A 24,884-nucleotide genomic window follows, 5' to 3' on the forward strand; every position below is an offset into this window, starting at 1 on the left:
ATTACATAACGAGAAGAAAGGTTAGCAATTGTGGGAAATTAAATTATAACTGTATATAAACACAGCTATCGGGTTTCTTATGTCTTCCTCTCCTTTTCTTGAATCTGTTCGAACCGAACTGCGTACAAGGCGCTATAGTATTAAAACTGAGAAAGTGTACTTATACTGGATCAAGTCGTTCATCATTTTTAATGATAAAAAACACCCTAAGGATATGCGCAACCATGACATTGAGCGCTTTCTAAACCACTTGGCGGTCAACAGGCTCGTCAGTGGCGCTACTCGTTTACTAAACGAGAGAAGTCAATGCCCACGGTGTTATCCCATGAAGAGGCCATGCAAGTAATTGCGCAGCTACATGGAAAGTACTGGTTAATCGGCTCGCTACTTTACGGGTGTGGGCTAAGAATAAATGAAGCACTCCAACTTCGCATAAAAGATATTAATTTACATGATAATTCCCTCTTTGTATTTCGAGGAAAAGGTAAAAAAGACCGATATACTTTGCTGCCACAGCGGCTGAACCAAGCAATAACCCAACAAATAGCGCAGGTGAAACTACTTCATACTAAAGACGTGTCTGAGGGGTATGGCCTAACTTCACTTCCGCCTGCCTTATTACGAAAATACGGCAATGCAGCAAAAGATACTGCATGGCAATATCTATTTCCTTCATCTACGCGTTGTGTGCACCCATATGACAACTACATTTGTCGACACCACATTCATGAAACATCCTTTAGAAAACAGCTAAGGCAGGCTGTGTTAGCCACGCCAATTACCAAACACGTTAAAGCGCATACATTCCGCCACTCTTTTGCCACACAACTATTACAAAATGGTACTGATATTAGAACTGTGCAAGAGCTGTTAGGCCATACTGATTTAAAAACAACCGAACTCTACACGCATGTGATAGGGAGTCGATTTAGCTATACTTTAAGCCCAATAGATAGGTGAAGTAAGCGAATGCCTTACTGACGCATTATAAAGGGCTGTTTATAACGGATGCATTACTACAGGCTGACTCACTTGGGCCTAAGTGCTGCTATCACTTTTGCATCCACCCAATGCTGTTTACCAACATAATAGCGACTACCATCTTTTCTATAATGCCAATCACCTCGAATAAAGAACAAATATTTACCATCATGTGACACGATTGGAGAACTTTCTTGAAGATTAGTGTTTATGTGAGGCCCCATATTTTGAGCCGTTAGCCAAGCGCCATCTGTATCTTTAAAGCTAATATAAAGATCCGACTGGCCGTTCCCATCTTCGCGCACCACATCCCAGATCAGATAAGATTCATCGGGTGCAATATAAGGGTGGGCGATATAGTCCCCTTGATTTATCTCAGGCCCTAATTTCACTGGGTTCTCGTATTTGCCATCAATTAAACGCGAATAACCCAAATTGCCCTGTCCATTATCTTCTTTTTTGAAAAAAGGAAAGTAATAGGTGCCATTTAATGACACTGATAAGCCATGCGCGTTTTCTTTTAAAAAGTCTCCCGGGGTTTTTAACTCTGACCATCTATCACCTATCCGCTCTCTATATTTTTTAGCGACATACATTGTATTGCCGTCATGAGAGAATTGCGGCCATCTTATTGGTGTTTCTGATACAGGCCCCCAGCGTTTACCATCATAGCGAATAACAAAAAATGTCCTTTGTTTATATTTACCATTTGCTTTTGTAAAGTAGAATGTTTTTAAGTCAGGAGTAAATGTACCGCTTTCAAATAACCCCTCTGGTGAGGCGACCTTAGGCTCGAACACTTTTGGTATTAAGCCTGGTGGCTTTTCACCAAAATAGCGTGCCTCACTCCCTATAGGTTGAGCTTGGCTCTCACCATTCCCGCTCAACGCGATGGCTGAAAAAAATAACACAGTTGACATACCAATACGTTTCATAATTTACCTTGTTGTAAAATCAATAATTCTTGTAACTCGCTTATTATTTTTAATTCGGCAGTTATTATTGATGTATGATTGAACGAGAGAGAACGGTAGCCTTTTCGCCAGAAAAACACCTGACACACGAGTGACTTTATACTGATTTTTAGCTGGTTTGTGCTGTATATCTTTCATATCAAACACAGTACTTCAAGATGAAAATATTTTTTATAACAAGATAAATCATATAGTTAAACTAGTGATGATCATAGAATTACAGGTGCGCCATTTTAAGGTGTGGTTTTTAATACTCAAGTTAATAGCAACCGACTACTGTGCCATTCGCCAATAATGTAAAGCGCATCGCCTGAACCATAAACAGGGCCAAACAGACGAATTAAAAAGGAATATAACAATGCAGCAAAATATACGAGCACAAAATCATAAAAAGGTGGGGCTATGTATTGCCTTAGGCGCTGGAGTCGGCTCCAGCGTGGGTGTCACGATTGGGGTGATTTTTGATATTTTAGCATTTAAGTATTGCAATCGGTGGCGCGTTTGGCGTAAGCATAGGAGCGGCTGTGGGTGCTGCTTTATCAGCAAAAACACCGCATAAATAGCGCAATTTTTAATGAAAAAAACGTCTCGCTCTGCTGTCTTTTGCTGACTGAGCGTTAACTAACATCACATTTTAACGACTATCACCGCTAAATTCAGTGTTCATAACGCTCGGCCCATGTCAGAGTGCCCAATACCTTGGGTTCATCCAGCTCATAAGAATAAGTATGAATATCATCTATTTGTCGGGCATGAAAACGCTGTTCAACATCAGCGATATTTGCGCTTGCCCACTGTTCGAGTGAGTCTGATTTTTTAAATAAATGCGGTTTTTCTACTACATCCGTCATCAACTTAGACCACAATTCGGCCTGAATTTGCGCGGGCTTTTCATTAACTTGCTCAACCATGTCATTCATCCAGCTTAATCCGAATCCCTCATACGCATTTAATAATTTTTTGTGGAAGTTTTTACGCGCGCCATCGTCAGGCATGGCATCATCCAATGACACGAATTGCCCCTCTGAGCTTTTGTAATAGTTTAAATGTGCGTCGTAATTCACTTGCTGCCCTACGTAATTGAAAATATTATTTGGGCCGTTGTCGTCCGCTTCATTTAACATATCAAAAAAAGTCCTTTTATCGTTATGGGGCACCAATTTTGCCATATCAATAATGCCGCGGCTTTTTTCAAAATTCCCTTCTTTTAGATGGGCGTTAATGGTGTTGAGGTCATCATCACTGTAGCTCGACCGTAATAGCACATCAGTGTAGGCATCAACTAACTGTTTACTTTGATTACCCCTAATAAAGGCCACATCAAAGCCGTTTTCTGCGCGTGGCACGTGCATTAAAATCGGCTCTTTGCCTTCCTCATTTGTGGGGATCAAAGATACCGGCTTTTGCTCATTCTCAACTTGTTCAGCGAGTACACCCAATGTCTCTATGGTGTCTTTTAACCTATCGGGTGACATACCATCAAGTGCCTTGAATAGCTCGTCTGCTTTTTTATTATTCATCAGTGAAAAGCGTGGAAATGACTCTTTTAGTACCTGTGTAAACTGGCTAAGTGTTTCATCGTCCATTTTTTCTAAAATCGATAGCAACCGTTTTGACGGCTCATACTGCTTCATGATGTCGCGCTGTTCAGGGTTGAACCTGTCTAATTGATCTAAAAATGCGTCTATATCAGGCTTATTATTTAATTCACCATAGCGATACTCACGCTCATTACCTTCGCCCGACATATCGATTTTAACATACGGCACATATCCGAAAGGCTTCGACAGTGCCGAACTCTCAGAAGCGCGAGAGGTAGTCACGTTATTTTGCGTGTATTTGGCTGCTTCTTTATCGAGCAGCGAACGTTCTGCCTCAGTCAGCGTAATTTGGCCCGAATTTATCGCAGTTGTATATTGAGCGTCCGCTAGTTGGGGCTTGTATAAAGTAGTTTGCTGTATTTTCACCGCTGTTTCCTTGCGATCGTTTAGTTGAAAAACCATTCAATAACAATAGATATCGACTAACTCCTTGCAAACTTTATCGTTATTTGGTTATAAAATTGCCACCACGTCAAAGTGCTGAGTACGATCGCCCACCGTGAGCACCACTTCATCATCAACTTCTTTATTAAACAGCGCTTGTCCAATAGGAGATCCATGTGTGATCACCAAAATAGCATGTTGCTGAACAGTTACTTTTAACCCGCCTTCGCTGGGGCCTAAGTAAAACCAGTGCGTCTTATCATCTGTATCAATGAGTTGCACAAGGCTCCCTTCTTTTGCCCGTTTTTCAGCGTCTTGGCTAAAGCTATGGGTAAACAGCGAAATCGATTTATGGATCTCATTCACCCGTTCGCTTTGCCCATGCGCTAAATACCCTGACTCAATACTTAACGAATCATACTGTGTTTCTGCTGCACTTTGCTCATGTGTTGCATCTTGATGCGCACTGTCTGCTGCTTGTTTTGCTTCTGCCAGCTTTGTCTCTAGTGCAAATTTAATATGCTCTATTACATGGCCTTTATTCATCTTCATTGTCACCGTTTACTACTGAATTACATATAGAGGAAAATCGTACACCTGTTCCTGATTGGTATTGTCGACTACGTTGAGTGTTAATCTCCATTGCATCACCTGCGTTGTGCAAAGACCAACCATGGTTGTTGCATAAAACTGACCATTTTTTTCTTGCTCAAAAAACACCGGAATATACCCCATATTCATATCTTCTCCGGCTAAAAAAGCAGACTTAATCACCATATTGCTTGGAAGAGTGACTGTTACACCGATTTCTTCCTCTCCTTTTATTAACTTGGACGAGTACCAAAGTAGTAATTTTGTGGCATTGGTACAAGGAGATTGTATTGTACAGTTTTCTATTTCACTTAAACTTTCACTTTTTTCTGAACTTTCATGTATAATAGCTGTAGGGTCAGAGCATGCGCTCACAAAACTCAACACGGCAAGTACGAAAAACCATAATTTGAGCATTATTCATCCTAATTTAGGCGATAAAAACTGATGCATAGTAATGCAGATTTTAATATTACGCTACAATGATGAATAACTGAGCAAAGAATGGAGTGAAATTTGATTGAAGTCATAATTTTACGCGTTTGAGGTATCTTTTTTTTTGCAAAAAAATTATTATTCCCTTGCAAAATTAAGGGTTTCTCAGGTTGGTTTCAAATGAAATTGTCAAGCAATTTCATTTTTAAGCAAGCTTGTTGAAATATAAAGCAGGGCCTGTTTATGCAGGTAATTCATTTCTAATCGCATTAATTGCAGCGGAATCCAGAAAATGAGCCAGACAGTAGCATCACAAACTGAGTACAATTATAAAGTTGTACGCCAATTCGCTATCATGACAGTGATTTGGGGCATCGTTGGCATGGGTGTTGGTGTTCTTATTGCTGCCCAACTAGCTTGGCCAGCATTGAACTTTGATACACCATGGTTAACATACTCACGACTTCGTCCGTTACACACGAACGCAGTTATCTTCGCATTTGGTACTAGTGCGCTTTTTGCAACATCGTATTATGTTGTACAGCGTACATGTCAAACGCGACTTTTCTCCGACAAGCTCGCTTCGTTCACCTTTTGGGGTTGGCAGGCAATCATTGTTTCGGCAGCTATTACGCTTCCTCTTGGTATTACTTCGTCAAAAGAATACGCAGAGCTAGAGTGGCCAATCGATATCGCAATTGCGGTTGTTTGGATCACCTACGCGGTTGTGTTCTTTGGTACTTTGATCAAGCGTAAAGTTTCTCATATCTACGTAGCAAACTGGTTCTATGCTGGTTTCATTATTACGGTTGCAGTGTTGCACATCGTTAACAGCATGGCAGTGCCTGTGTCGTTAACTAAATCATATTCAATTTATGCTGGCGCAGTCGATGCGATGGTTCAATGGTGGTATGGTCACAACGCAGTAGGTTTCTTATTAACAGCTGGTTTCTTAGGTATGATGTACTACTTCGTACCAAAACAAGCTGGTCGCCCTGTATACTCTTACCGTTTGTCTGTTGTTCACTTCTGGGCATTGGTTTCTCTTTACATTTGGGCTGGTCCTCACCACCTTCATTACACAGCACTTCCAGACTGGACGCAGTCTTTAGGCATGGTAATGTCGATTATCTTATTCGTTCCTTCATGGGGTGGTATGATCAACGGTATCATGACGCTATCTGGCGCATGGCACAAACTTCGTACTGATCCAGTGTTACGTTTCTTAGTTGTCTCTCTTTCGTTCTATGGTATGTCAACGTTCGAAGGCCCAATGATGGCAATTAAATCAGTTAATGCATTGTCACACTACACTGACTGGACTGTTGGCCACGTACACTCTGGTGCGCTAGGTTGGGTTGCGATGATCTCTATCGGTGCAATTTACCACCTAATTCCTGCATTATTCGGCCACGGCAACATGTATAGCGTTAAACTCGTTAATACACATTTCTGGCTACACACTGTGGGCGTTGTTCTGTACATCGTTGCAATGTGGATTTCAGGTGTAATGCAAGGCCTAATGTGGCGTGCTGTAAACTCTGACGGTACATTGATGTATAGCTTTGTACAATCGCTTGAAGCATCTAAACCATTCTACGTTATGCGATTCCTAGGCGGTGTATTCATCGTTGTAGGTATGCTTGTAATGGCATACAACGTGTTCCGCACTGTGAATGCTAAAAGTGGCACACTTGCTACCGATGCACACGCAAAAATGGCTTAAGGGGTGTAGAGTATGAGCGATAAAAAATTAGCCAATAAACATGAAATTGTAGAAAAGAACGTTGGCCTGATGGCCATACTGACTGTTTTTGCAATCAGCTTTGGGGCACTGGTAGAAATTACACCACTTATGTTCCAAGAAGACACAACTAAACCTGTTGATGGCCTACGCCCATTGACGGCATTAGAAATGGAAGGTCGTGATATTTACGTGCGTGAAGGCTGTTATAACTGTCACTCACAAATGATCCGTCCATTTCGAGATGAAGTTGAACGTTACGGCCACTACTCTGTAGCCGGTGAGTCAGTATGGGATCACCCATTTCAATGGGGTTCTAAGCGTACTGGTCCTGACTTAGCGCGTGTTGGCGAACGTTATTCTGATGATTGGCACTACGCCCATTTGATGGACCCTCGTTCAGTAGTTCCAGAATCTAATATGCCTGGTTACCCGTGGTTAGATAGCAACAAGGTAGATACTTCTCTTACTTTGAAGAAATTGCAAATCTTCCGTGACAATTTTGGCATTGATAAAGCATCACCAAAGTATGATGGAAAAGGTTACGGCGATGATAATGAGCTACTTGCTCAAATTGCTGAAGTCGATTCTATGAATAACGGAACTGGTGCAACCGAAATGCAAGCCCTAATTGCATACCTTCAGCAACTTGGCACACACTTGAAGTAATTATTATGGATTACGGCACATACAGAGGCATTTTGACTCTGATAATTTTGGTACTATTTATTGTGATTGTTGGCTGGGCATACAGCAAACGCTCAAAGAATCGTTTCGACAGCGCTGCAAATGCGATTTTCGAAGACGAGAAAAAGCACGACAGCACAATCTCTAACGAGGAAAAGGAGTCTGAAAAATGACTAGCTTTTGGAGTATTTGGGTTATCGTATTAACCCTTGCGTGTCTTGCTCTGATCTTAGGCTTACTACTTTGGAACCTGAAGAACTATGCAGGTGTTGAAGAAGGCGAAAGCTGTGGTCACGAGTTCGATGGTATCGAAGAATTAAACAATCCACTACCAAAATGGTGGACGTACATGTTCTTCGCAACCTTTGTTTGGTCTGTGTATTATTTAGCAGCCTACCCTGGCCTTGGTAATTTTGCGGGTTTCCTTAATTGGACCAGCTCAAACCAAGGTGTTAAATCAATGGAAGAATCTAAAGCCGCAATTGAAGCTGCAAAAGAGAGCGGAAATTGGGTACAGCTAGACAAAGAAGTTGAGTATGCACAAGAGCGCTTCGGTCCTATCTTTGAAGCATTTGCTAAACAAGATGTGGTAACACTTGCCAAAGACGAAAAAGCACTTGAAATTGGTCAACGTTTGTTTGCGCAAAACTGTGCACAGTGTCACGGTTCTGATGCACGTGGTGGTATGGGCTTCCCTAACCTAACAGACAACGACTGGTTGTACGGTGGCAAACCTGACCAAATCAAAGAAACACTGCTTAACGGTCGTGTAGCTGCGATGCCTGGTTGGAAAGACGCACTTGGTGAGCAAGGTATTGACGAAATGACGGCTTATGTACTTAGCCTTTCTGGTCGTAAAGTTAACCAAAAAGATGCTGATGCAGGTAAAGCTAAGTTCGCAATGTGTGCGGCTTGTCACGGTATGGACGGTAAAGGCTCAGTTGCGCATAACCTCCCATTCGGTGCACCTGATCTAACAGATAATATTTGGTTATACGGTGGTTCTAAACGTGCTGTTGAAGAAACACTTAACCACGGCCGTGCCGGTGTAATGCCAGCTTGGAAAGAGATCTTAGGTGAAGATAAAGTTCACTTATTGACCGCTTATGTTTATAGCTTATCGCAAAATAATCAATAAATTATAACCAGTTAATCGAGATCAAAAAAGCCTCCATTTGGAGGCTTTTTTTTAGGTTTTTCACCGCAAATAGGATAAAATACCTGCACACTTTTTAAGTCTTTGAGTCGTTATGAATCCTACCCCGTGGTATAAAAACTTTTGGCCTTGGTTTTTAATGTTTTTCCCTGTAGTCACTATTATTGCCTGTATTGGATTAGTCGTATTTGCGGTTGGCAACGGCCCCGATATGGTCGTTGATGACTATTATAAAAAAGGTAAAGCCATTAACCTCGAACTCACAAAGTTCAATAAAGCCAAAGCACTTTATTTACACGGAGAGTTACAAGTAACAGCCGACACCATCAAGTTTCACTTTACTAAAGGTGATACCAGCAAAGTTAACGCATTAAAGGCATCGTTTTATCATCGTACTATTCAAAAGTACGACTTCAATACAAACTTACTTGCCAACGCTAATGGCGAATTTACCGCTGTATTAGATTCAATAGAACAAGGCGCTTACACTGTATTCCTTGAACCTATGGATGGCAGTTGGAAACTAAAAGAAAACTTACAATTACCTAGCGACACAATCATAAAAATATCACCAGAATATAAGTAGTCACCATGTCAAAAGCGTGTTTTCATTGCTTAGAGCCCGTCCCAAAAGGATTTAATGAAACGGTGCTATTTGATGGCCAGCAACACCCTGTGTGTTGCATTGGCTGCCAAGCCGTTGCTGAAACCATTGTTGCACAGGGTATGAGCGACTATTACAAATTTCGAACTGAAAGTGCAGGAAAGGTAGACGAGCTTATTCCTGAGCAATTGTCGATTATTAAAAGTTACGACAACCAAGATATTCAGTCAGATTTCGTCTCAGATAGTGGTAGTTTGTCAGAAGTATTATTGAGTGTAGAGGGCATTAGCTGTGCAGCCTGTGCTTGGCTTATTGAAAAGCAACTGCTGGCACTCAAAGGGGTCTCGCGTGTGGATGTAAATACGTCAACACACCGTGCGATGATCCTCTGGAACAAAGAACACTCGCTTTTGAGTGATATCATTCAAGCGTTAATGCAAATTGGCTACAAAGCTTACCCTTTTCAGGCAGACGAAGAAGCGAACCAAAAGCAAGCGACCGCGAAAGCCTATATTCGCCGCTTGGGCGTAGCTGGCTTAATGACAATGCAAGTGATGATGTTTGCATTTGCGATGTACTTTGGCATGTTTTCAGGCATGGAAGAAGACTTCGAACAGTACTTTCGCTGGATAAGTCTGATCTTGGCGTCTCCGGTTATTCTTTACTCCGCACTGCCCTTTTTAACCAATGCGATTAAAGGTCTCAAAGCCAAACAACTCAACATGGATTTACCCGTTTCGTTAGCTATTTTTGGTGCCTATGCCGCAAGTTGCTACGCCACCGTTATGGAAGTGGGTGAAGTTTATTTCGAATCGATTTGTATGTTTACCTTTTTACTTTTGCTGGGTAAATACCTCGAATTTAGAGCACGTTTAAAAGCCAGTGAGTTTACTGCTAACTTACAAAAACTCTTGCCGCTTACCGCACGTAAAATCGATGATAATGGCGATGAAACGGTCGTTGCAGCCAAAAATTTAAAACTCCATGACCGTGTACTCATCAAAGCCGGCGAAACCATTGCTGCCGACGGTATTGTCATTGAAGGTAATACGACTGTTGATGAGTCGATGATGACGGGCGAGCACTTACCTGTGAAGAAGCACCTTGGGCAACAAGTGTTTGCCGGCACAGTCAATCACGATGGTGTTGTGAGTATTCAAATTAATAAAGTGGGGCAAAACACCCTGCTTAACCAAATTATTAAACTCCAACACTCAGCCTTGTCGAAACGGCCGAAATTAGTCGAAGTTACAGACAAGGTCGCACAATGGTTTGTTGCCTGCTTATTGGTTTTTGCATCAATTACTGCCATTGGCTGGTACCCCGTTTCCCCTGAGCAAGCCTTTTGGATCACTATTTCGGTCTTAGTGGCAACCTGCCCTTGTGCACTGAGTTTAGCCATACCCACCGCGCTCACCTGCGCCGTGGCGACCCTCACTAAAAAAGGGGTCTTGATCAAAGAAGGTCATGTATTAGAAACTTTAACGAAACTCACACGCGTCGCGTTTGATAAAACAGGCACTTTGACCGAAGGGCAATTCTCTATAGACAAAGTGGTGTTGCATAATGACGCTTACCAGGAACAAGACGTGCTTGCCTTAGCCGCCAGTTTGGAAAGATACTCTGAACACCCCATTGCAGCCGCATTTAGCGAACACTTAAACATACATCATGAGCTAAAAAACATAGAAGTGCATACCGGTAAAGGAATAAGTGCTTCATTAGGCGAGCAAACCATTGCTATTGGCAAAAGTGGCTGGCACCAGGGTCAACGCTCAAATGCACAAGCGACTTTATACATAGATGAATACGCGATCGCTGACTTTTATTTCAATGACAAAGTCAGAAACAATGCCCACGACGTAATAACACAATTGCAGAATAACGGTTTAAGCTGTCATTTATTAACGGGCGACAGCTCCGATGCCGGTGAAAAGCTGACGACAGCGCTCAAACTAGACTCACAGCAAAGTAGTTGCTCACCAAAGGACAAACAACTTGCTGTTGAAGCATGGTCTCAACAAGGCGAAATTGTCGCTATGGTGGGCGATGGTGTAAATGATAGCCCTGTTTTTAATAGTGCGCACCTGTCAATCGCAATGGAAACTGGTGCCGATATCTCAAAAAATACCGCTGATGTGGTATTGTTAAAGAGTGACCTCAATGCCATTTTGCAATTGCAACAAATTGCGTTGCAAACACGTCGTATCGTAAAGCAAAATTTAACCATTTCGTTATTATATAATGGGTCTATTTTGCCACTGGCAGCGCTTGGTATGGTCCCCCCTTGGGTCGCGGTTATAGGTATGTCGGCCAGCTCAATCATTGTGATTGGTAATTCATTGAGGTTATTAAAGTTATGAGCATCATTTATATTTTAATTCCCATCGCTATTTTGTTCGTCATTATTGCTATCGGTATCTTTTTTTGGGCCGTTAAAAGTGAGCAATTTTCTGATTTAAACAAACAAGGTCACAGTATTTTGTTTGAAGACGACAAAGAGCAACACAAAAACGCCAATGACAGAGATTAGTTTATTTGGTGCTTTTATTATGGGCTTAGTAGGCAGTGGCCACTGTATTGTTATGTGCGGGGGTATTGCCTCTAGCTTGCAAATGGCGAATACAACGCTCAAACCCATCACCGTCGGATTACTTTACAATTTAGGCCGTGCATCAAGTTACATGATTGCTGGTGCATTAGTGGCGTCATTAGGCAATGCATTTGCTAAACAAAATACTGAATTTGCACTGAGCTTAAAAATATTCAGTGGCATATTTATGATACTGGTTGGCTTATACGTGATGCGCTTAGCCAGCTCACTCAAGTGGCTTGAACAGGCAGGTAAAACCGTACTTTGGCAACATTTAGCAAAGCTAAATAAGCACTTATTACCCATTAACACTTATCCAAAAACTTGGCTTTATGGCATGCTTTGGGGTTGGCTGCCTTGCGGGTTGGTCTATTCAGCATTGACATGGACTTTACAGGCCCCTACTCCTTGGTATGGCAGTGCCATTATGCTCAGTTTTGCACTCGGTACACTACCATCAATGTTAATTGTGGGACAATCCGCACAACAACTCAGCCGTTTTTTAAACCACACGCTAATTAGATGGGCGCTAGGTAGTATTTTTATCTGGTATGGTATCTATCTACTAATCATTGCATCCGATAGATTAGTACATTAACCTAGGCTCAGCGTCATATTTTAATGGATTTATTATGGATTTAAACAATCAAAAACGTTCGAAGAGTCAATGCACAATCAGTTGCAATGACTGCAGCATCAGTCAGCTCTGTTTACCCTATACTTTAAATGGAAGTGAAATGGATAAACTAGATGAAATCATCGAACGAAAAAAGCCATTACACAAAGGCGATTACTTGTTTGAGTCTGGTGCACCACTTAGCGCCATTTTTGCAGTGCGGTCAGGATCGTTTAAATCGTATACCCTTTCAGAACAAGGTGACGAGCAAATTACCGGCTTTCATTTAGCTGGGGATTTAGTTGGCTTTGACGCAATTAATAAAATGCAGCATCAAAGTTTTTCACAAGCACTCGAAACCTCGATGGTCTGTGAAATCCCATTCGATACCCTTGACGAGCTAGCGGGGAAATTACCTAAACTTCGTCAACAGATCATGCGCCTAATGAGTAGCGAAATTAACTATGACCAAGAAATGTTGTTGTTATTAAATAAAAAAACCGCAGAAGAGCGCCTTGCTACCTTCATATATAACTTATCAAATCGTTTTGGTGAACGCGGGTTTTCTCGTAAAGAGTTCCGTTTTACCATGACGCGTGGCGAAATCGGTAATTACTTAGGCCTCACGGTTGAAACCATCAGCCGACTGTTAAGCCGCTTCCAAAAAGCAGACCTTATTAAGGTTGAAGGTAAATTCATTACTATCTTAAATATTCCGGAGTTAGCAAAAACTGCGGCCATTTCTCTTTGATCTAGGGCAATGAATTCTCAATAACGGCTTTCGCCTTACGCTAAATCAGTTACACTTAATGTAACTGATTTAGCTAATAAAGCATGTTAAGGAGTTCATAATGGATAAAATTAAACGCATTCTTGCCGTTATTGATCCAACCAAAGCACAGCAAAATAGTTTGCAACGTGCTCTTTCATTAGCCAAAAAAACCGGTGCGCACATTACCGCATTCATGTCTATTTATGACTTTTCCTACGAAATGACCACCATGCTGTCTCGAGATGAACGTGAAGCTATGCGAGAAGCGGTTATCAAAGACCGCGAAGCATGGCTCAACGACTTACTCTCTAGCATTGATGATATAGACGTACACAGCTTGGTTTTATGGCATAACCGCCCTTATGAAGCCGTTATTAATACCGTTATTAATGAAGGCTATGACTTAGTCATTAAAAGTACGCACCAACACGACACGTTAAAATCAGTGATTTTTACGCCCACAGACTGGCATCTGATCCGTAAGTGCCCCTCGCCTGTTTTGTTAGTGAAAGATCATGAATGGCCTGAACAAGGGCATATTCTCGCAGCGGTCAACTCTGTCAGTGACAACGAACAACACCAAGCATTAAACCGCCGTATTATTAGCGATGCGCAGTTTATTTGTCAGCTCGCCAATGCCCAGCTTAGTCTTGTCAATACGTACCCCGCAACACCGGTCAATATTGCCATTGAAATCCCAGAGTTTAACCCATCGCAGTACAATGAAGCGGTTAAAAAACACCACGAAGATGAAACATTTGCGCTGGCAGACTCGTTCAATATTGCGCGGACTGAATGTGAAATCAAAGAAGGCTTGCCTGAAGATGTGATCCCATTGGTTGCAAATACAAAAGGCTCTGAACTTGTTGTGATCGGCACCGTTGGACGAACAGGGCTTAGCGCAGCTCTCGTTGGTAACACCGCAGAGCATGTGATCGACAGTTTAGACTGCGACGTTTTAGCATTAAAGCCAGATGGATATAAAAGCCCGCTGGCCCGTAAATAACGAGTCAAAATATTTCATCCCCCAATCCGGTGCTACATCAGTTAGCACCGCCATTCATACAAAATTGTATCTGGCAGAAGACGCTGTTTACGGTATTATCAATGCTATTATATCGCTCATAGAAACTGACAGGTGTGTCTAATGAAGGTACTTGTGGTCGAAGATGACTTGGATACGGCTCAATTTATTGTTCATGGGCTTGAGCAACAAGGGGATGTTGCTCTGCATTGCACCAATGCTGAGCAAGCAATGATCACCGCTTCTACGCAAATATTTGACGTGATCATCTTTGATCGTCTTCTCCCGAACATGGATGGCTTAGATGCAGTCAGAATACTCAGGCAAAGTAAAATTAAAACCCCAGTGATCATGTTGACTGCCCTATCAGAAACATCAGACCGCGTTGCTGGGCTTAATGCTGGGGCCGATGATTACTTAGTGAAACCATTTGCATTTTCTGAACTTCATGCCCGGCTCAAAGCGTTAACGCGTCGACAACCAATCACCGAGCAAAGTACTGAGCTGTCCATTGCTAATTTAACACTTGAGCGAACCACACGGCAGGTTAAGCGCGATAATACAAATATCGAGTTAATGCCAAAAGAGTATCAGATCTTAGAATATCTATTACTTAACCCCAAACAGTTGGTCACTAAGACCATGCTTCTAGAACAAATATGGGGGTTTAGTTTTGATCCCAAAACCAGTTTAGTGCAAACGCATGTAAGCCGCTTGCGTAACAAAATAGACAAACCGTTTCCAACTGATCTCATCAAAACGGTCAGAGGATGCGGTTACATCATCTCAGATTAGGTATTATGTCATTATTCAAAACCTTTACATCGTTGCCGGTGATCAAACTCTCTCTTGGGCTTTGGTTTGTTGTTAGCATTATAATTAGCGCTATTGCCTTACTGGCATTACAACAAATCAAATCTGACCAAGTAAATGAGTTGATTGAACTAAAAGAGGAACTTCATAGTTTATTTAAAGAAGAAGGCTTAGCGGCAATATTGGATGAATACGAACTACAAGAACACCCTGTTTGGCATAAACAAGACAGCGACGTACGCTTTGATGAAGAAGATCTGCTCTTTGCACTATATCGCAATAATAAACTGCTTTTGGGCAGTACTGAACTTGCCCAAACGCTGACTGAAATACCTAAATGGACCGTTTACAACTCAGATATTGACACACCACCGCATGCGTTGTTTTTACACTTTAAGCTAAATGAAACGTATGCAATTTCCTTGTTACAACGCCGAGATGGCTATTATCAAACAGCAAAAGAGCTACTTACTCAGGTTATATTGTGGTTTGTCATACTCTCCTTACTGCCTATTGCTGTTATAAACGCCGCGATTACGTTCAGGCGAGAACGACGTATATTAGGCATTAAACACGCTTTAATTCAGGTTGCAAAATCTCCAGACTCCGAACGACTCACTATAGAAAAGGCTGAATCTGATGGTCTTAATGAACTGATCATCTCGATAAATGAGATGCTCGACAACATTGCTGACTTACACAGTACCATGAAAACCATGTCGGTTGGCATTGCACATGACTTGAAAACCCCCTTAACAAGAGTCGCAAATCGCTTGCATAGTATGCAGCAAGATATTACCAGCCCTGATACCTTACTAACTCATCTCGATAAAGCATCGACAGATTTACATTCGGTGATCACCACATTCAATAATTTGGTTCGGCTCAATGCCATTGAATCAGGAAAGCACAAACAAGGCTTCAAAAAGATAGATATATCTGTTTTAAGTTTAGATTTAGCACAAAGCTACGAACCGGTATTTACTGATTCAGGCCGTACATTTGAAATTTCAGTTGTTGAAGGTGTAACCTGCCTTGCTGACGAAGATCTGATCAACCAACTGATCTGTAATTTACTTGAAAATGCGCTTGATTATAGTGCTCCAAATGCACATGTTTGGCTTCGCCTGCAAAGTCATACCAATGGCGCACTTTTACAAGTTGGCGACAATGGCCCCGGTATCAGCCCAATGGACCAAGCTCATGTATTCGATAAGTTTTATCGCGCTGATGTGAGTCGGGCTCAGCCTGGGAATGGCCTTGGGCTTAGTATTGTGCTTGCCATTTGCAAAGTACATGATGCAGATATCCAGCAGCTTAATAACCAAAAAGGCGCCGTATTTAATATCGAACTCCCCCTATTATCACAATAGTAAACCTTACAAAATTGTAAGGTTTACTGCTGCAAAGTGTAAAACATAACACTAAAGTTAGTATGTATACTGATCCTATGTTTTAACAAGGGGCAATTTCTAATGAAAATAAACGTGACACTACAACGCATCATGTTAAGCACACTTATGGCTTGTACACTGGGTTGTGGAGGAGGGTCTAGTGCCGAACAAACAAATACCAGCACAGCACCAACAGGTGAAAACAGCCAACCTGTGACACCTATAGATACCACAACACCTACACCTCCCCCCTCGCCGCCACCAGAACAACCCATTACTCAGGAAGACTTAACTTTTTCAAATGCTGAAAAGACCTCTCGGTTTTTGCAACAATCTACTTTTGGCGCCACTGCAAATGATATCGCGACATTAACCAACACCAGTGCCTCAACGTGGTTTAAAAGCCAACTCGCTGAAGCCCCAAGTAACGTGCTGCCAATTGTGGTGAGCTATGCACCACCAGATACACAAAATGACGATGAATTTGATTTATTCTTCATTGAGTCAACTACCTTTGGCTTTTGGATGAACACAATTGCAGGCGCTGATCAGTTGCGCCAGCGAATGGCTTTTGCTCTATCAGAAATTTTAGTGGTTTCGAATAAAGGCGGTGAAACACTGACAGATCAACCTACTGCAGTTGCCTCATTTCAAGACATTTTAGTCAATAATGCCTTTGGTAATTACCGTACCCTACTAGAAGAAGTCACTTACTCCCCAGCAATGGGTCATTACTTAACCTACTTAGGTAACCAAAAAGCGGACCCTGCAACTGGCCGTGTACCTGATGAAAACTATGCCCGAGAGCTGTTGCAGTTATTTACACTAGGCGTTGTTGAACTTAACACCGACGGCTCTATCAAAACCAATAATAACGGCATTGCTAACGAGCTATATTCAAATAAAGACATAACGGGTTTAGCGAAAGTGATGACCGGTCTTGACTATAATGAACCCGACGAAGAAAGTGTGGCCAACAACGTGTTTACTCGCCCAATGGCGATTAATTCAGCAGCACATTCAGATGACGAAAAATCGTTTCTCGGACTCACTATTCCAGCTGGAGTTGACGCAAAAACCTCTATCAGCATGGCACTAGATCATATTTTCGCCCACCCAAATCTACCACCGTTTATTACCAAACAATTAATACAACGGCTGGTAAGCTCCAACCCAAGCGGAGCATATATAAAAAGGACAGCAGACGCATTTATACTGGGGCTATACAGTTTACCTGACGGTACCTCGGTTGGAACTGGCCAACGTGGCGATCTCAGCGCAACCCTCGCAGCCATTTTATTTGATGAAGAAGCGCGAAATTTAGCCTCAAATACTGGCGGAAAAATCAGAGAACCCATATTGCGTTTTACCCATTGGGCACGTGCTTTTAATGTAAAAAATGTCACGCCCCAATTCCAAACTATACTATGGGATACAAGCCCTGCTAATTTGTTAGGTCAACATCCGTATCGTTCACCCAGCGTATTTAACTTCTTTCGCCCCGGATACGCCGCCCCCGGCACAGTGTCAGCCTCGAATGGACTGGTAGCACCAGAATTACAGATCATTAATGCCACAACTACCCCTGGGTACGTGAACTTTATGACCCACTTCATTTCAAGTGAACAGCAGTATGCTACGACTGATGACCTCAATGATGAATTCGATAACCCTAGAATTCCAATTCGCTTAGAGGATTACCAAAAGAGCTTTCTAGTCACCTATGAAGAGGAACTTAAGTTAGCGCAAAATATTGACGCACTTGTTGCCAGATTAGATTTGATCCTCACGGCTAATCAACTTTCTGAGGCAAGTAAAACATCTATTAAACAAATTGTACGCAATATTCCCGCTGATGAAGAAAACGGCTATCTAACACGCATTCAACTTGCTGTGCTACTGGTCATGACAACCCCTGACTATATTGTACAAAAATAGGAGACATCCTCATGAACAGACGATCTTTTCTAAAAGCTGGCAGTGCATCCGTGGCTGCAGCCCCCTTTTTAAATTTAGCTGACGCACTCGCTAATACACAAATCAACGCCAATGGTGACTATAAAGCATTGGTTTGTATATTTTTATACGGCGGAATGGACAATCATGATACGGTTATTCCTTATGATCTGGCCAGTTACAACAAATGGTCAACTATTCGAAGCACACTGCTGTCAAGCTACACCACAAAGCGCACAATTGATAATCTTGCACCGATCACAGCACCTTCACGATTTGGCTCACGTCAATTTGCCTTAGCACCGGAGCTCAGTGGCATTGCGCAGCTATATCAGCAGGGGAAAGTCTCCCTCGTTGGTAATGTCGGACCTTTACTCGAACCCACATCAGCAGCGGCAATTCGTGCAGAGACAGCACAATTACCCTCAAGATTGTTTTCCCATAATGATCAACAGTCCACTTGGATGTCTGGTAAAACAGAGGGTGCGCAATTCGGTTGGGCTGGCATGCTCAATGATGCGCTCATAGAGCAAGGAATACAAAGCCCGAGTACATTTTCTGCCATCACAACCTCTGATGCAGATCTCCTGATCACTGGCAGTAATACCACACCATACCATGTCAACGATGGGCAAGCTGCTACGATCAATGTCATTGACTTTTTTGATGAACCGGATGCGCTGAACGCGCATTTTAGCGCACTAGGACACCAAACAAGTAACCTGCTTGAACAGGATGTAGCGGCACAAACAAACAGAGCTTACAATGCCAATAAGCAATTTAACACGGCTGTATCTGGAACAACGGTGTCTTTACCCTCATTTCCAGCGACACCGATTGCTAAACAGTTAGAAACTGTGAGTAAAACAATCGCCATTCGTGAACAACTCAATGAAAAGCGGCAAATTTTTGTTGTAACCATGGGTGGCTTTGATACACATTCGGGGCAAGCTCAGTCACTCCCCAAACTACAATCTGCGTTAGATGGCGCATTTGTCGCTTTTGATGCGGCGATGCAAAGCCTTGGGTTATCTGATAATGTCACTCTATTCACCGCGTCTGACTTTGGCAGAACACTCGCGATAAATGGCGACGGTACTGATCATGGATGGGGGGCGCATCACTTTGTAATGGGAGGGGCAGTACAAGGTGGTACGATATTTGGCGATATTCCTGAGTCAGAGCTTAACCACGCGTTAGACGCCGGAGGAGGTCGTTTGATCCCAACCTTATCGGTCGATCAATATGCTGCTAGCTTAGGCCAATGGCTTGGTATTGAACAAAACACCCTTGAGGCCATCTTTCCAAATCTGGCTAAATTTGGCGAGACCCCAAACTTATTTAAATAGACTAAAATCAAAACATCGGGGTTGAGACCCGTTGCTCAAACCCGATGTAATTTACTTATCGTTGCAAATTATCCCTTCTCATAAAAAGGCTTAATTATTTATGATCGTTAAATGATCTGGAGCGGTAATTTACTATAAAAGGCAAAGCATCAGCTGAAAGCTGATTAAGATCACAACTTCCAATTCTTTATAGCAGCAACACAGAAAAAACACTGAGCCATAGTAGTTGGATGCCATACGAGACTCGCTGATACAACCCAGCAGATCGTTTTTGTTTAAAACCACGTGCCAACATAAATAAAAATACGCATGCTAGAACAGCAGACACAAATGAAAATAAACGAAAAGCAACAGAAATGACTTCCCCTGTAGGACTGACTGATATCAGGATAGGTGCAACTAATAACGCAAGTAACATAATAAACCCAGCCCAAGAGTGTATCTCGCACTCTCGTGTTGGTGTTGTGGTGTAAGGATCAGCATCCATAGGAAAGTAACCCGCAACCCACGTACCAATACCATGAATGACAATACATAGTCCTGACAAATTAACTAAATAAGAAGACCACTCTAAACTAATTATATAGCCACCAAACAAGCAAAACAGTAAACCCAGAGGGTAGTTATTGATCATTGGTGATAGCTTTTCTGTTGGGCTCCCCGCCGCACCCAATTCGCTACAAAACTGTTTAGCATGGTCATAATTTGGATAAATCCGACCCGCAATATATACGCCCATGATCAACCAAACCATTGCAATTAGTCCTGATAATGCTGCAACTACTTCAAACACAAACCACTCCTTGTGATTAATAAAATTTTAGTGGGCACCCACTAGACTAAGATTACTCACGCTTACCATACCCCTAAACACATACCACATTCTTTTAGCTAATACACTGTACTTTCAGATGGCGAAAGTATTTCTCTTAAAAGCATAGTGCCATAAATAAACATCATATACAGGCACTAATTCATTGTACTCTAATTGAGGTATCACTGGCTCCATCACACAATGGAAATAGCTTCAGGGTTAAAATGCAAAGGTATATTTTATTATTGTTTTTAATGACGCCATTCTTTGGGTGGTCTAGCACGTGTGCGACTGATATTTTTGGGTGATTAATGAACGATTAGGCTATATGGAGGATGTTGCTTTGTACAAAGTAAACCACCACAAAGCAATTGAGGATATCGAGCGTGAAAAAACGGTTATCGCAGCAAGCGCCCGTTTAGCAACCTTAGTAGGGCTAGAGGAAAAAAGTATCACGCGCTTTTTTCGTCGTAAATAGCTGTCGCAAAAGCCATTCAAGATCGTTACAAAGCCGATCTGCTGAGTGTTAAAGCACACAGAGAACCAAGAGATTTAAAGTATGTGAGTACTGAAAATAAAGCGAATTTATTTGATGCGTTACAAAAAATCAAGCTGAAATAAAGAAGTTTATCACGTTCAAAATAGCAACCACAGTATGTATATGGTTGCTATCAATGTACTGGTATTTAGATATTCGTCACATCGATAAATAACGACTCATCAATATTTGACGATGACACGGTGGCCTCAGCAAATTCATACTCTGCTTTTTCCGCCTCTCGGTCAATGGGTAGATTAATAAAATCAAACAAATCTCTATCAGCTAGCTGGCTCGGACTGACATTCTGTATTGATTTAAAAATACTCTCAACACGACCTGGTGTTTTAGCATCCCAATCAACCAACATGGCTTTAATATTCTGTCGTTGTAGGTTTTCTTGAGAACCACACAAGTTACAAGGGATAATTGGGAATTGCTTATATTCAGCATATGAAATCAAATCTTCTTCACGGCAGTAGGTCAATGGCCTTATCACCACATTTCGCCCATCATCTGAACGCAGTTTTGGTGGCATTGCTTTTAGTCGAGCACCGTGAAACATATTTAAAAACATAGTTTCGACAATATCATCTAGGTGGTGGCCAAGCGCAATTTTAGTTGCACCAATTTTTTCAGCAAATGAGTACAAAGTACCCCGTCTTAAACGAGAGCAAAGTCCACATGTCGTTTTACCTTCAGGTACCTTTTGCTTCACAACCGAATAGGTGTCTTTATCTACAATGTAATAAGGAATATCAAGGCTTTCAAAGTATTCTGGTAAAATATGCTCTGGAAACCCTGGTTGCTTTTGATCGAGGTTAACCGCTACAACATCAAATTTGATCGGCGCAACTTTTTGCAAGCTCAAAAGTATATCCAGCATCGCAAATGAGTCTTTGCCGCCACTTATACACGCCATCACCACGTCGTTTTCTTCAATCATGTTGTAATCCACCACGGCATTACCAACATTCTTTCTTAAACGTTTATGTAGCTTTGTGATTTCAGGTGTTTCTTTTTGAGTCATTGCAGGCTTCCCACATCGCCAGTTCACCGACGCCGCGTTATCAAATAAAATTACAGGGCGCGAATTATACGGGTTTTTAGCTAAGGTTGGAATACTGCGGCTTAGATTCTAACATTTGGACCTTTTAGTATTGAAAAGGCTCAAAAAAGCCAGGAATTATTTGCTAAGTTTCGTAAAAGCGGCTTACCTTAGAAGGATAATATTAACAAATGAACAAGGAACTACGATGATGTTACGAATAGTATTAATAGTCAGTACTTTTATTACACTTTCTGGTTGCTCTGATGCCGCCCCCGTTCCTGTGAGTGAATGCGCAAAGGTAGTGGCTCATGCTAAAAAAATACTCGGCGATAAGGCCCCCAGTACCGCTGACATGACGAAGCAATGCAAAGAAGCAAGTGACGAAGCTCGTGGCTGCGTACTCACGGCAAATAAAGCAATGAAAATACTCAATTGTGATATGTAAACGCAGCAATAAATAGCGAATATCGCTTTTATCCAGAGAGGTCTAACCTCTCTGTTGCCTTAAACTAAGTACGATACAACACTTTTATTACGTGCCAACCAAAGCGAGTTTTCACTAGGTGAGGCTCTAGTATCTCTTTGCTAAAGGCTACTTTATCGAACTGAGGCACCATTTGACCGCGTTTGAATTCACCTAAGTCGCCTCCTTTTTTACCCGATGGACATGTCGAGTGCTTTTTAGCAAGCACCTGAAACTTTGCGCCTTTTTTAAGTTGCTTGATAATGTCTTCAGCAAGCTCTTTATGCTTCACCAAAATGTGTAATGCATGTGCTGTATTGGCCATAATTGCCCCTATCTATCTAAAACCAGCGAATTGTAACATACCTACATATCTAGTGAAGTGGATGAGGCCATCCATCCTTTATTATCTGAAGTTGGGATTAAATTAAGGTTTTAACCAGCTCGAAAAAATCATTTTATTCTAAAGTAAAAATTTAATTATATAAAAATAAAGACTTTTTATTTAAATAAAATCCACAGTAAATAGTTGCATCAATTTAAATTAAAATATATGTTAATGACAATTATCAACAATGTAAAAGGATTACAACAATGAAATTAAAGCTAAAGAAAAATAAAATCAAAGTTCTATCACAGAACGATGTAACGCTTCCTCAAGCAGCTACCCCTAATGTTGCTGGTGGTAGATGGACTGCAATAGAGCACTGTTTCTTTACAAACCCCAACCGCTGTGGTGAATCAAACCACCCGAATGCTTGTAACCCATCTCAGCATGTAACTGTTTGTACTTAAATACATTTAAAACATCCATAGAGAAAATGCACTACGCATTTTCTCTTCCCAGTTAGCAACATCAATTAGCCTTTCTCCATCACATAGCTTTGAATAATATCAAAAAACAGCCTATATTTCTCTTTTAGAACACTTCATTAAGGTAGCTGATGAAATTTTTTGCGAGTATCTTTTTGCTCTTCTCTATGCCAATAACAGCTCAAAATATTGATGCAAAGCTGCAAGAAGCCAAAGACTACCTCGTAGTAAATCCTGCACAATCATTACAGTTATTAAATGTGATTACTGATTTTAAAACTCTCACCGTCCCTCAGCAAATCAACTGGTATATCATCGCCATGCGTGCGTCTGTCCCCACAGGAAATACCACATTATTAATTGACTCCATAGACGCCGTATTTTCTCACTACCAACACCCAAAATTTATTGAAAACCTAACAACAATAACCAGCGCATTAGGAATATGGTTAAGGAAAAACAATTACTTAGATGATGCCCAAGCCAGTTTTGAATGTTCATACAAGCATGCTAAAAATGACAGACACAAACTGATACTAACCAATAGCCTTGCATTATTAGCTCGGCAACTTGATAACCTCGAAAAAGCCAAAGCGCTTTACACTCAAGCGAAAAAACTAGCTAAAAAAGCGCAGCAGAAAAATATACTCGCAATTATCGAAAATAACCAAGGAATGATTGCCTTAGAAGAAGGTTTGATTGAAAAAGCTGAGCAACATTTTAGAACTGCATTAATTGGGTATCAGAATATAGATAAACGCTCGGGTCAAATATCCGCAGGGCTAAATCTACTATTTATTTTTGTAATTCAAAATAATCAGGTTAATTTTGAACGGCTTTATGAGCCAACTTATAACCTCACAACCGCTTTTCCAAATGAAACAAAAAAAGCATTATTATTTTGGCTAAATATGCGATTTTTACAGCTTCAAGGTAAACAACTGACAAAAAATGATCATAAGCAGTTAAAAACGAACTACCTACTCATTGAAGATAAAAAACTAAAAACGCTGATAAATAGGTATATTGCACCGCACTTTAACTTTAAAGTAGTTAAAGAACGCTACGAAAAACAAAAATTTAGCCGGCTCTGGTTTAAACATGTACAGTCGTGTGATTGGAAAAAATAGCAGTAATCTATAAACCACTGCTATTAATTTTCCTTAGGTATAAATAGCCTAGTCTTTATTTGATCAGGCTATATTAAAGTATCAACCTATTAATAATTATAAAATAAATCTAAATTAACTTTTTTAATATTAACGCTCATTACGCCATCGCCTGTTGCTTCATTGCCAATTAAAAACAATGATAGGTCACTTGCTGACTCTATATACACCGGGCATCATTTTTCAAAGTTTTGAGAGTTTAATTTCCATTTCCTTCTAGAAATGAAATACCCAACGTTGAATAAGAACCACCAGACGTATTTAATTGCGTGTTATTATTAATCATTGATACTGAGCAAGTAACACCGCTCTCAACCTGATAAATCCCGTAGTCCTCTTTAATAACAACGTGGCCGATCTAT

The 24,884-nt window shown here is 41.3% G+C and carries 27 protein-coding genes; 20 read left to right on the top strand and 7 right to left on the bottom strand.

Features of this window, described 5'->3' with window-relative positions; genetic code table 11:
- Nucleotides 1-79: 79 nt before the first annotated feature.
- Entirely contained in the window at nucleotides 80-346 is a 267-nt protein-coding gene (locus PCIT_RS23060) for a site-specific integrase (protein WP_238347995.1), read from the top strand.
- On the top strand, nucleotides 307-960 hold the full coding sequence (locus tag PCIT_RS04090; protein WP_273541990.1) for an integron integrase: 654 nt from the start codon (nucleotides 307-309) through the stop codon (nucleotides 958-960). Before PCIT_RS23060 ends, PCIT_RS04090 begins: the two co-directional genes overlap by 40 nt.
- 68 nt (nucleotides 961-1,028) lie before the next feature.
- Here the strand turns inward: PCIT_RS04090 and PCIT_RS04095 are convergent, their stop codons facing one another.
- The 4 genes from PCIT_RS04095 to PCIT_RS04110 form a co-directional block, all read right to left on the bottom strand.
- Nucleotides 1,029-1,916: a TolB-like translocation protein gene (locus tag PCIT_RS04095; protein ID WP_010362729.1), complete on the bottom strand. Its 888-nt coding sequence runs from the start codon at nucleotides 1,914-1,916 to the stop codon at nucleotides 1,029-1,031.
- Between the two features lie 695 nt (nucleotides 1,917-2,611).
- Nucleotides 2,612-3,922 carry a hypothetical protein gene (locus PCIT_RS04100; RefSeq protein ID WP_010362727.1) on the bottom strand — a complete coding sequence of 437 codons (1,311 nt, stop codon included), beginning with the start codon at nucleotides 3,920-3,922 and terminating at the stop codon, nucleotides 2,612-2,614.
- 87 nt (nucleotides 3,923-4,009) lie between these two features.
- Nucleotides 4,010-4,486, bottom strand: coding sequence for a GreA/GreB family elongation factor (locus PCIT_RS04105; protein WP_010362726.1), 477 nt, complete (start codon nucleotides 4,484-4,486; stop codon nucleotides 4,010-4,012).
- A gap of 18 nt (nucleotides 4,487-4,504) precedes the next feature.
- The gene (locus PCIT_RS04110) at nucleotides 4,505-4,948 is read right to left on the bottom strand and encodes a hypothetical protein (protein ID WP_010362725.1); all 444 of its coding nucleotides are present in this window, start codon (nucleotides 4,946-4,948) and stop codon (nucleotides 4,505-4,507) included.
- Between the two features lie 310 nt (nucleotides 4,949-5,258).
- Here PCIT_RS04110 and ccoN point away from each other — a divergent pair, with 310 nt between their 5' ends.
- The 14 genes from ccoN to PCIT_RS04180 all read left to right on the top strand — a co-directional run bounded on the left by ccoN (nucleotide 5,259) and on the right by PCIT_RS04180 (nucleotide 19,674).
- A complete protein-coding gene (gene ccoN, locus PCIT_RS04115; RefSeq protein ID WP_010362724.1) occupies nucleotides 5,259-6,692 on the top strand; it encodes a cytochrome-c oxidase, cbb3-type subunit I in 1,434 nt (477 codons plus the stop codon).
- Nucleotides 6,693-6,704: 12 nt separating this feature from the next.
- Nucleotides 6,705-7,379, top strand: a complete 675-nt coding sequence (ccoO, locus tag PCIT_RS04120; RefSeq protein ID WP_010362723.1) for a cytochrome-c oxidase, cbb3-type subunit II — start codon at nucleotides 6,705-6,707, stop codon at nucleotides 7,377-7,379.
- Between the two features lie 5 nt (nucleotides 7,380-7,384).
- The gene (locus tag PCIT_RS04125; RefSeq protein ID WP_010362722.1) at nucleotides 7,385-7,570 is read left to right on the top strand and encodes a CcoQ/FixQ family Cbb3-type cytochrome c oxidase assembly chaperone; all 186 of its coding nucleotides are present in this window, start codon (nucleotides 7,385-7,387) and stop codon (nucleotides 7,568-7,570) included.
- On the top strand, nucleotides 7,567-8,535 hold the full coding sequence (gene ccoP / locus PCIT_RS04130) for a cytochrome-c oxidase, cbb3-type subunit III (protein WP_010362721.1): 969 nt from the start codon (nucleotides 7,567-7,569) through the stop codon (nucleotides 8,533-8,535). Before PCIT_RS04125 ends, ccoP begins: the two co-directional genes overlap by 4 nt.
- Before the next feature lie 112 nt (nucleotides 8,536-8,647).
- Complete coding sequence (locus PCIT_RS04135; RefSeq protein ID WP_010362720.1) at nucleotides 8,648-9,139, top strand: FixH family protein; 492 nt, start codon at nucleotides 8,648-8,650, stop codon at nucleotides 9,137-9,139.
- Between the two features lie 5 nt (nucleotides 9,140-9,144).
- Entirely contained in the window at nucleotides 9,145-11,520 is a 2,376-nt protein-coding gene (locus PCIT_RS04140) for a heavy metal translocating P-type ATPase (RefSeq protein ID WP_010362719.1), read from the top strand.
- Entirely contained in the window at nucleotides 11,517-11,690 is a 174-nt protein-coding gene (gene ccoS / locus PCIT_RS04145) for a cbb3-type cytochrome oxidase assembly protein CcoS (protein WP_010362718.1), read from the top strand. Before PCIT_RS04140 ends, ccoS begins: the two co-directional genes overlap by 4 nt.
- Nucleotides 11,677-12,348, top strand: coding sequence for a sulfite exporter TauE/SafE family protein (locus PCIT_RS04150; protein ID WP_010362717.1), 672 nt, complete (start codon nucleotides 11,677-11,679; stop codon nucleotides 12,346-12,348). Before ccoS ends, PCIT_RS04150 begins: the two co-directional genes overlap by 14 nt.
- Nucleotides 12,349-12,382: 34 nt before the next feature.
- Nucleotides 12,383-13,117 (top strand): FNR family transcription factor, encoded by a 735-nt coding sequence (locus PCIT_RS04155; RefSeq protein ID WP_040697037.1) that lies wholly within the window; start codon nucleotides 12,383-12,385, stop codon nucleotides 13,115-13,117.
- Nucleotides 13,118-13,217: 100 nt separating this feature from the next.
- Nucleotides 13,218-14,144, top strand: coding sequence for a universal stress protein UspE (gene uspE, locus PCIT_RS04160; protein ID WP_010362715.1), 927 nt, complete (start codon nucleotides 13,218-13,220; stop codon nucleotides 14,142-14,144).
- A 141-nt stretch (nucleotides 14,145-14,285) separates the two neighbouring features.
- The gene (locus PCIT_RS04165) at nucleotides 14,286-14,957 is read left to right on the top strand and encodes a response regulator transcription factor (RefSeq protein ID WP_010362714.1); all 672 of its coding nucleotides are present in this window, start codon (nucleotides 14,286-14,288) and stop codon (nucleotides 14,955-14,957) included.
- Nucleotides 14,958-14,962: 5 nt separating this feature from the next.
- The gene (locus tag PCIT_RS04170) at nucleotides 14,963-16,348 is read left to right on the top strand and encodes a sensor histidine kinase (RefSeq protein ID WP_010362713.1); all 1,386 of its coding nucleotides are present in this window, start codon (nucleotides 14,963-14,965) and stop codon (nucleotides 16,346-16,348) included.
- 102 nt (nucleotides 16,349-16,450) lie between these two features.
- Nucleotides 16,451-18,307, top strand: a complete 1,857-nt coding sequence (locus PCIT_RS04175) for a DUF1800 domain-containing protein (protein ID WP_010362712.1) — start codon at nucleotides 16,451-16,453, stop codon at nucleotides 18,305-18,307.
- Nucleotides 18,308-18,318: 11 nt separating this feature from the next.
- Entirely contained in the window at nucleotides 18,319-19,674 is a 1,356-nt protein-coding gene (locus PCIT_RS04180) for a DUF1501 domain-containing protein (RefSeq protein ID WP_010362711.1), read from the top strand.
- A 187-nt stretch (nucleotides 19,675-19,861) separates the two neighbouring features.
- On the opposite strand, the gene PCIT_RS04185 is transcribed toward PCIT_RS04180, so the two are convergent.
- Nucleotides 19,862-20,467 (bottom strand): DUF998 domain-containing protein, encoded by a 606-nt coding sequence (locus PCIT_RS04185; RefSeq protein WP_010362710.1) that lies wholly within the window; start codon nucleotides 20,465-20,467, stop codon nucleotides 19,862-19,864.
- A gap of 325 nt (nucleotides 20,468-20,792) precedes the next feature.
- Between PCIT_RS04185 and PCIT_RS04190 the strand changes: the two genes are divergently transcribed.
- Nucleotides 20,793-20,966: a chorismate mutase gene (locus PCIT_RS04190; RefSeq protein ID WP_157592799.1), complete on the top strand. Its 174-nt coding sequence runs from the start codon at nucleotides 20,793-20,795 to the stop codon at nucleotides 20,964-20,966.
- A 208-nt stretch (nucleotides 20,967-21,174) separates the two neighbouring features.
- Here the strand turns inward: PCIT_RS04190 and ttcA are convergent, their stop codons facing one another.
- The gene (gene ttcA / locus PCIT_RS04195; RefSeq protein WP_010362708.1) at nucleotides 21,175-22,056 is read right to left on the bottom strand and encodes a tRNA 2-thiocytidine(32) synthetase TtcA; all 882 of its coding nucleotides are present in this window, start codon (nucleotides 22,054-22,056) and stop codon (nucleotides 21,175-21,177) included.
- 226 nt (nucleotides 22,057-22,282) lie between these two features.
- On the opposite strand from ttcA, the gene PCIT_RS04200 reads away from it, so the two are divergent.
- Nucleotides 22,283-22,522 carry a hypothetical protein gene (locus tag PCIT_RS04200; RefSeq protein ID WP_040697040.1) on the top strand — a complete coding sequence of 80 codons (240 nt, stop codon included), beginning with the start codon at nucleotides 22,283-22,285 and terminating at the stop codon, nucleotides 22,520-22,522.
- 64 nt (nucleotides 22,523-22,586) lie between these two features.
- Here the strand turns inward: PCIT_RS04200 and ppiC are convergent, their stop codons facing one another.
- Complete coding sequence (ppiC, locus tag PCIT_RS04205; protein WP_010362706.1) at nucleotides 22,587-22,865, bottom strand: peptidylprolyl isomerase PpiC; 279 nt, start codon at nucleotides 22,863-22,865, stop codon at nucleotides 22,587-22,589.
- A 269-nt stretch (nucleotides 22,866-23,134) separates the two neighbouring features.
- Between ppiC and PCIT_RS04210 the strand changes: the two genes are divergently transcribed.
- The gene (locus PCIT_RS04210) at nucleotides 23,135-23,335 is read left to right on the top strand and encodes a hypothetical protein (protein WP_010362705.1); all 201 of its coding nucleotides are present in this window, start codon (nucleotides 23,135-23,137) and stop codon (nucleotides 23,333-23,335) included.
- 149 nt (nucleotides 23,336-23,484) lie between these two features.
- Nucleotides 23,485-24,483 carry a hypothetical protein gene (locus PCIT_RS04215; RefSeq protein ID WP_010362704.1) on the top strand — a complete coding sequence of 333 codons (999 nt, stop codon included), beginning with the start codon at nucleotides 23,485-23,487 and terminating at the stop codon, nucleotides 24,481-24,483.
- Nucleotides 24,484-24,884: the final 401 nt, after the last annotated feature.

This window comes from Pseudoalteromonas citrea (assembly GCF_000238375.3).
Taxonomy (GTDB): Bacteria; Pseudomonadota; Gammaproteobacteria; order Enterobacterales; family Alteromonadaceae; genus Pseudoalteromonas; species Pseudoalteromonas citrea.

Excerpts from the sequence above, each read along its gene's own strand:
- PCIT_RS23060 (WP_238347995.1), top strand. The coding sequence starts at position 80 with ATGTCTTCCTCTCCTTTTCTTGAATCTGTTCGAACCGAACTGCGTACA.
- PCIT_RS04090 (WP_273541990.1), top strand. The coding sequence starts at position 307 with ATGCCCACGGTGTTATCCCATGAAGAGGCCATGCAAGTAATTGCGCAG.
- PCIT_RS04095 (WP_010362729.1), bottom strand. The coding sequence starts at position 1,916 with ATGAAACGTATTGGTATGTCAACTGTGTTATTTTTTTCAGCCATCGCG.
- PCIT_RS04105 (WP_010362726.1), bottom strand. The coding sequence starts at position 4,486 with ATGAATAAAGGCCATGTAATAGAGCATATTAAATTTGCACTAGAGACA.
- PCIT_RS04110 (WP_010362725.1), bottom strand. The coding sequence starts at position 4,948 with ATGCTCAAATTATGGTTTTTCGTACTTGCCGTGTTGAGTTTTGTGAGC.
- ccoN (WP_010362724.1), top strand. The coding sequence starts at position 5,259 with ATGAGCCAGACAGTAGCATCACAAACTGAGTACAATTATAAAGTTGTA.
- ccoO (WP_010362723.1), top strand. The coding sequence starts at position 6,705 with ATGAGCGATAAAAAATTAGCCAATAAACATGAAATTGTAGAAAAGAAC.
- PCIT_RS04125 (WP_010362722.1), top strand. The coding sequence starts at position 7,385 with ATGGATTACGGCACATACAGAGGCATTTTGACTCTGATAATTTTGGTA.
- ccoP (WP_010362721.1), top strand. The coding sequence starts at position 7,567 with ATGACTAGCTTTTGGAGTATTTGGGTTATCGTATTAACCCTTGCGTGT.
- PCIT_RS04135 (WP_010362720.1), top strand. The coding sequence starts at position 8,648 with ATGAATCCTACCCCGTGGTATAAAAACTTTTGGCCTTGGTTTTTAATG.
- PCIT_RS04140 (WP_010362719.1), top strand. The coding sequence starts at position 9,145 with ATGTCAAAAGCGTGTTTTCATTGCTTAGAGCCCGTCCCAAAAGGATTT.
- ccoS (WP_010362718.1), top strand. The coding sequence starts at position 11,517 with ATGAGCATCATTTATATTTTAATTCCCATCGCTATTTTGTTCGTCATT.
- PCIT_RS04150 (WP_010362717.1), top strand. The coding sequence starts at position 11,677 with ATGACAGAGATTAGTTTATTTGGTGCTTTTATTATGGGCTTAGTAGGC.
- PCIT_RS04155 (WP_040697037.1), top strand. The coding sequence starts at position 12,383 with ATGGATTTAAACAATCAAAAACGTTCGAAGAGTCAATGCACAATCAGT.
- uspE (WP_010362715.1), top strand. The coding sequence starts at position 13,218 with ATGGATAAAATTAAACGCATTCTTGCCGTTATTGATCCAACCAAAGCA.
- PCIT_RS04165 (WP_010362714.1), top strand. The coding sequence starts at position 14,286 with ATGAAGGTACTTGTGGTCGAAGATGACTTGGATACGGCTCAATTTATT.
- PCIT_RS04170 (WP_010362713.1), top strand. The coding sequence starts at position 14,963 with ATGTCATTATTCAAAACCTTTACATCGTTGCCGGTGATCAAACTCTCT.
- PCIT_RS04175 (WP_010362712.1), top strand. The coding sequence starts at position 16,451 with ATGAAAATAAACGTGACACTACAACGCATCATGTTAAGCACACTTATG.
- PCIT_RS04180 (WP_010362711.1), top strand. The coding sequence starts at position 18,319 with ATGAACAGACGATCTTTTCTAAAAGCTGGCAGTGCATCCGTGGCTGCA.
- ttcA (WP_010362708.1), bottom strand. The coding sequence starts at position 22,056 with ATGACTCAAAAAGAAACACCTGAAATCACAAAGCTACATAAACGTTTA.
- PCIT_RS04200 (WP_040697040.1), top strand. The coding sequence starts at position 22,283 with ATGATGTTACGAATAGTATTAATAGTCAGTACTTTTATTACACTTTCT.
- ppiC (WP_010362706.1), bottom strand. The coding sequence starts at position 22,865 with ATGGCCAATACAGCACATGCATTACACATTTTGGTGAAGCATAAAGAG.
- PCIT_RS04210 (WP_010362705.1), top strand. The coding sequence starts at position 23,135 with ATGAAATTAAAGCTAAAGAAAAATAAAATCAAAGTTCTATCACAGAAC.
- PCIT_RS04215 (WP_010362704.1), top strand. The coding sequence starts at position 23,485 with ATGAAATTTTTTGCGAGTATCTTTTTGCTCTTCTCTATGCCAATAACA.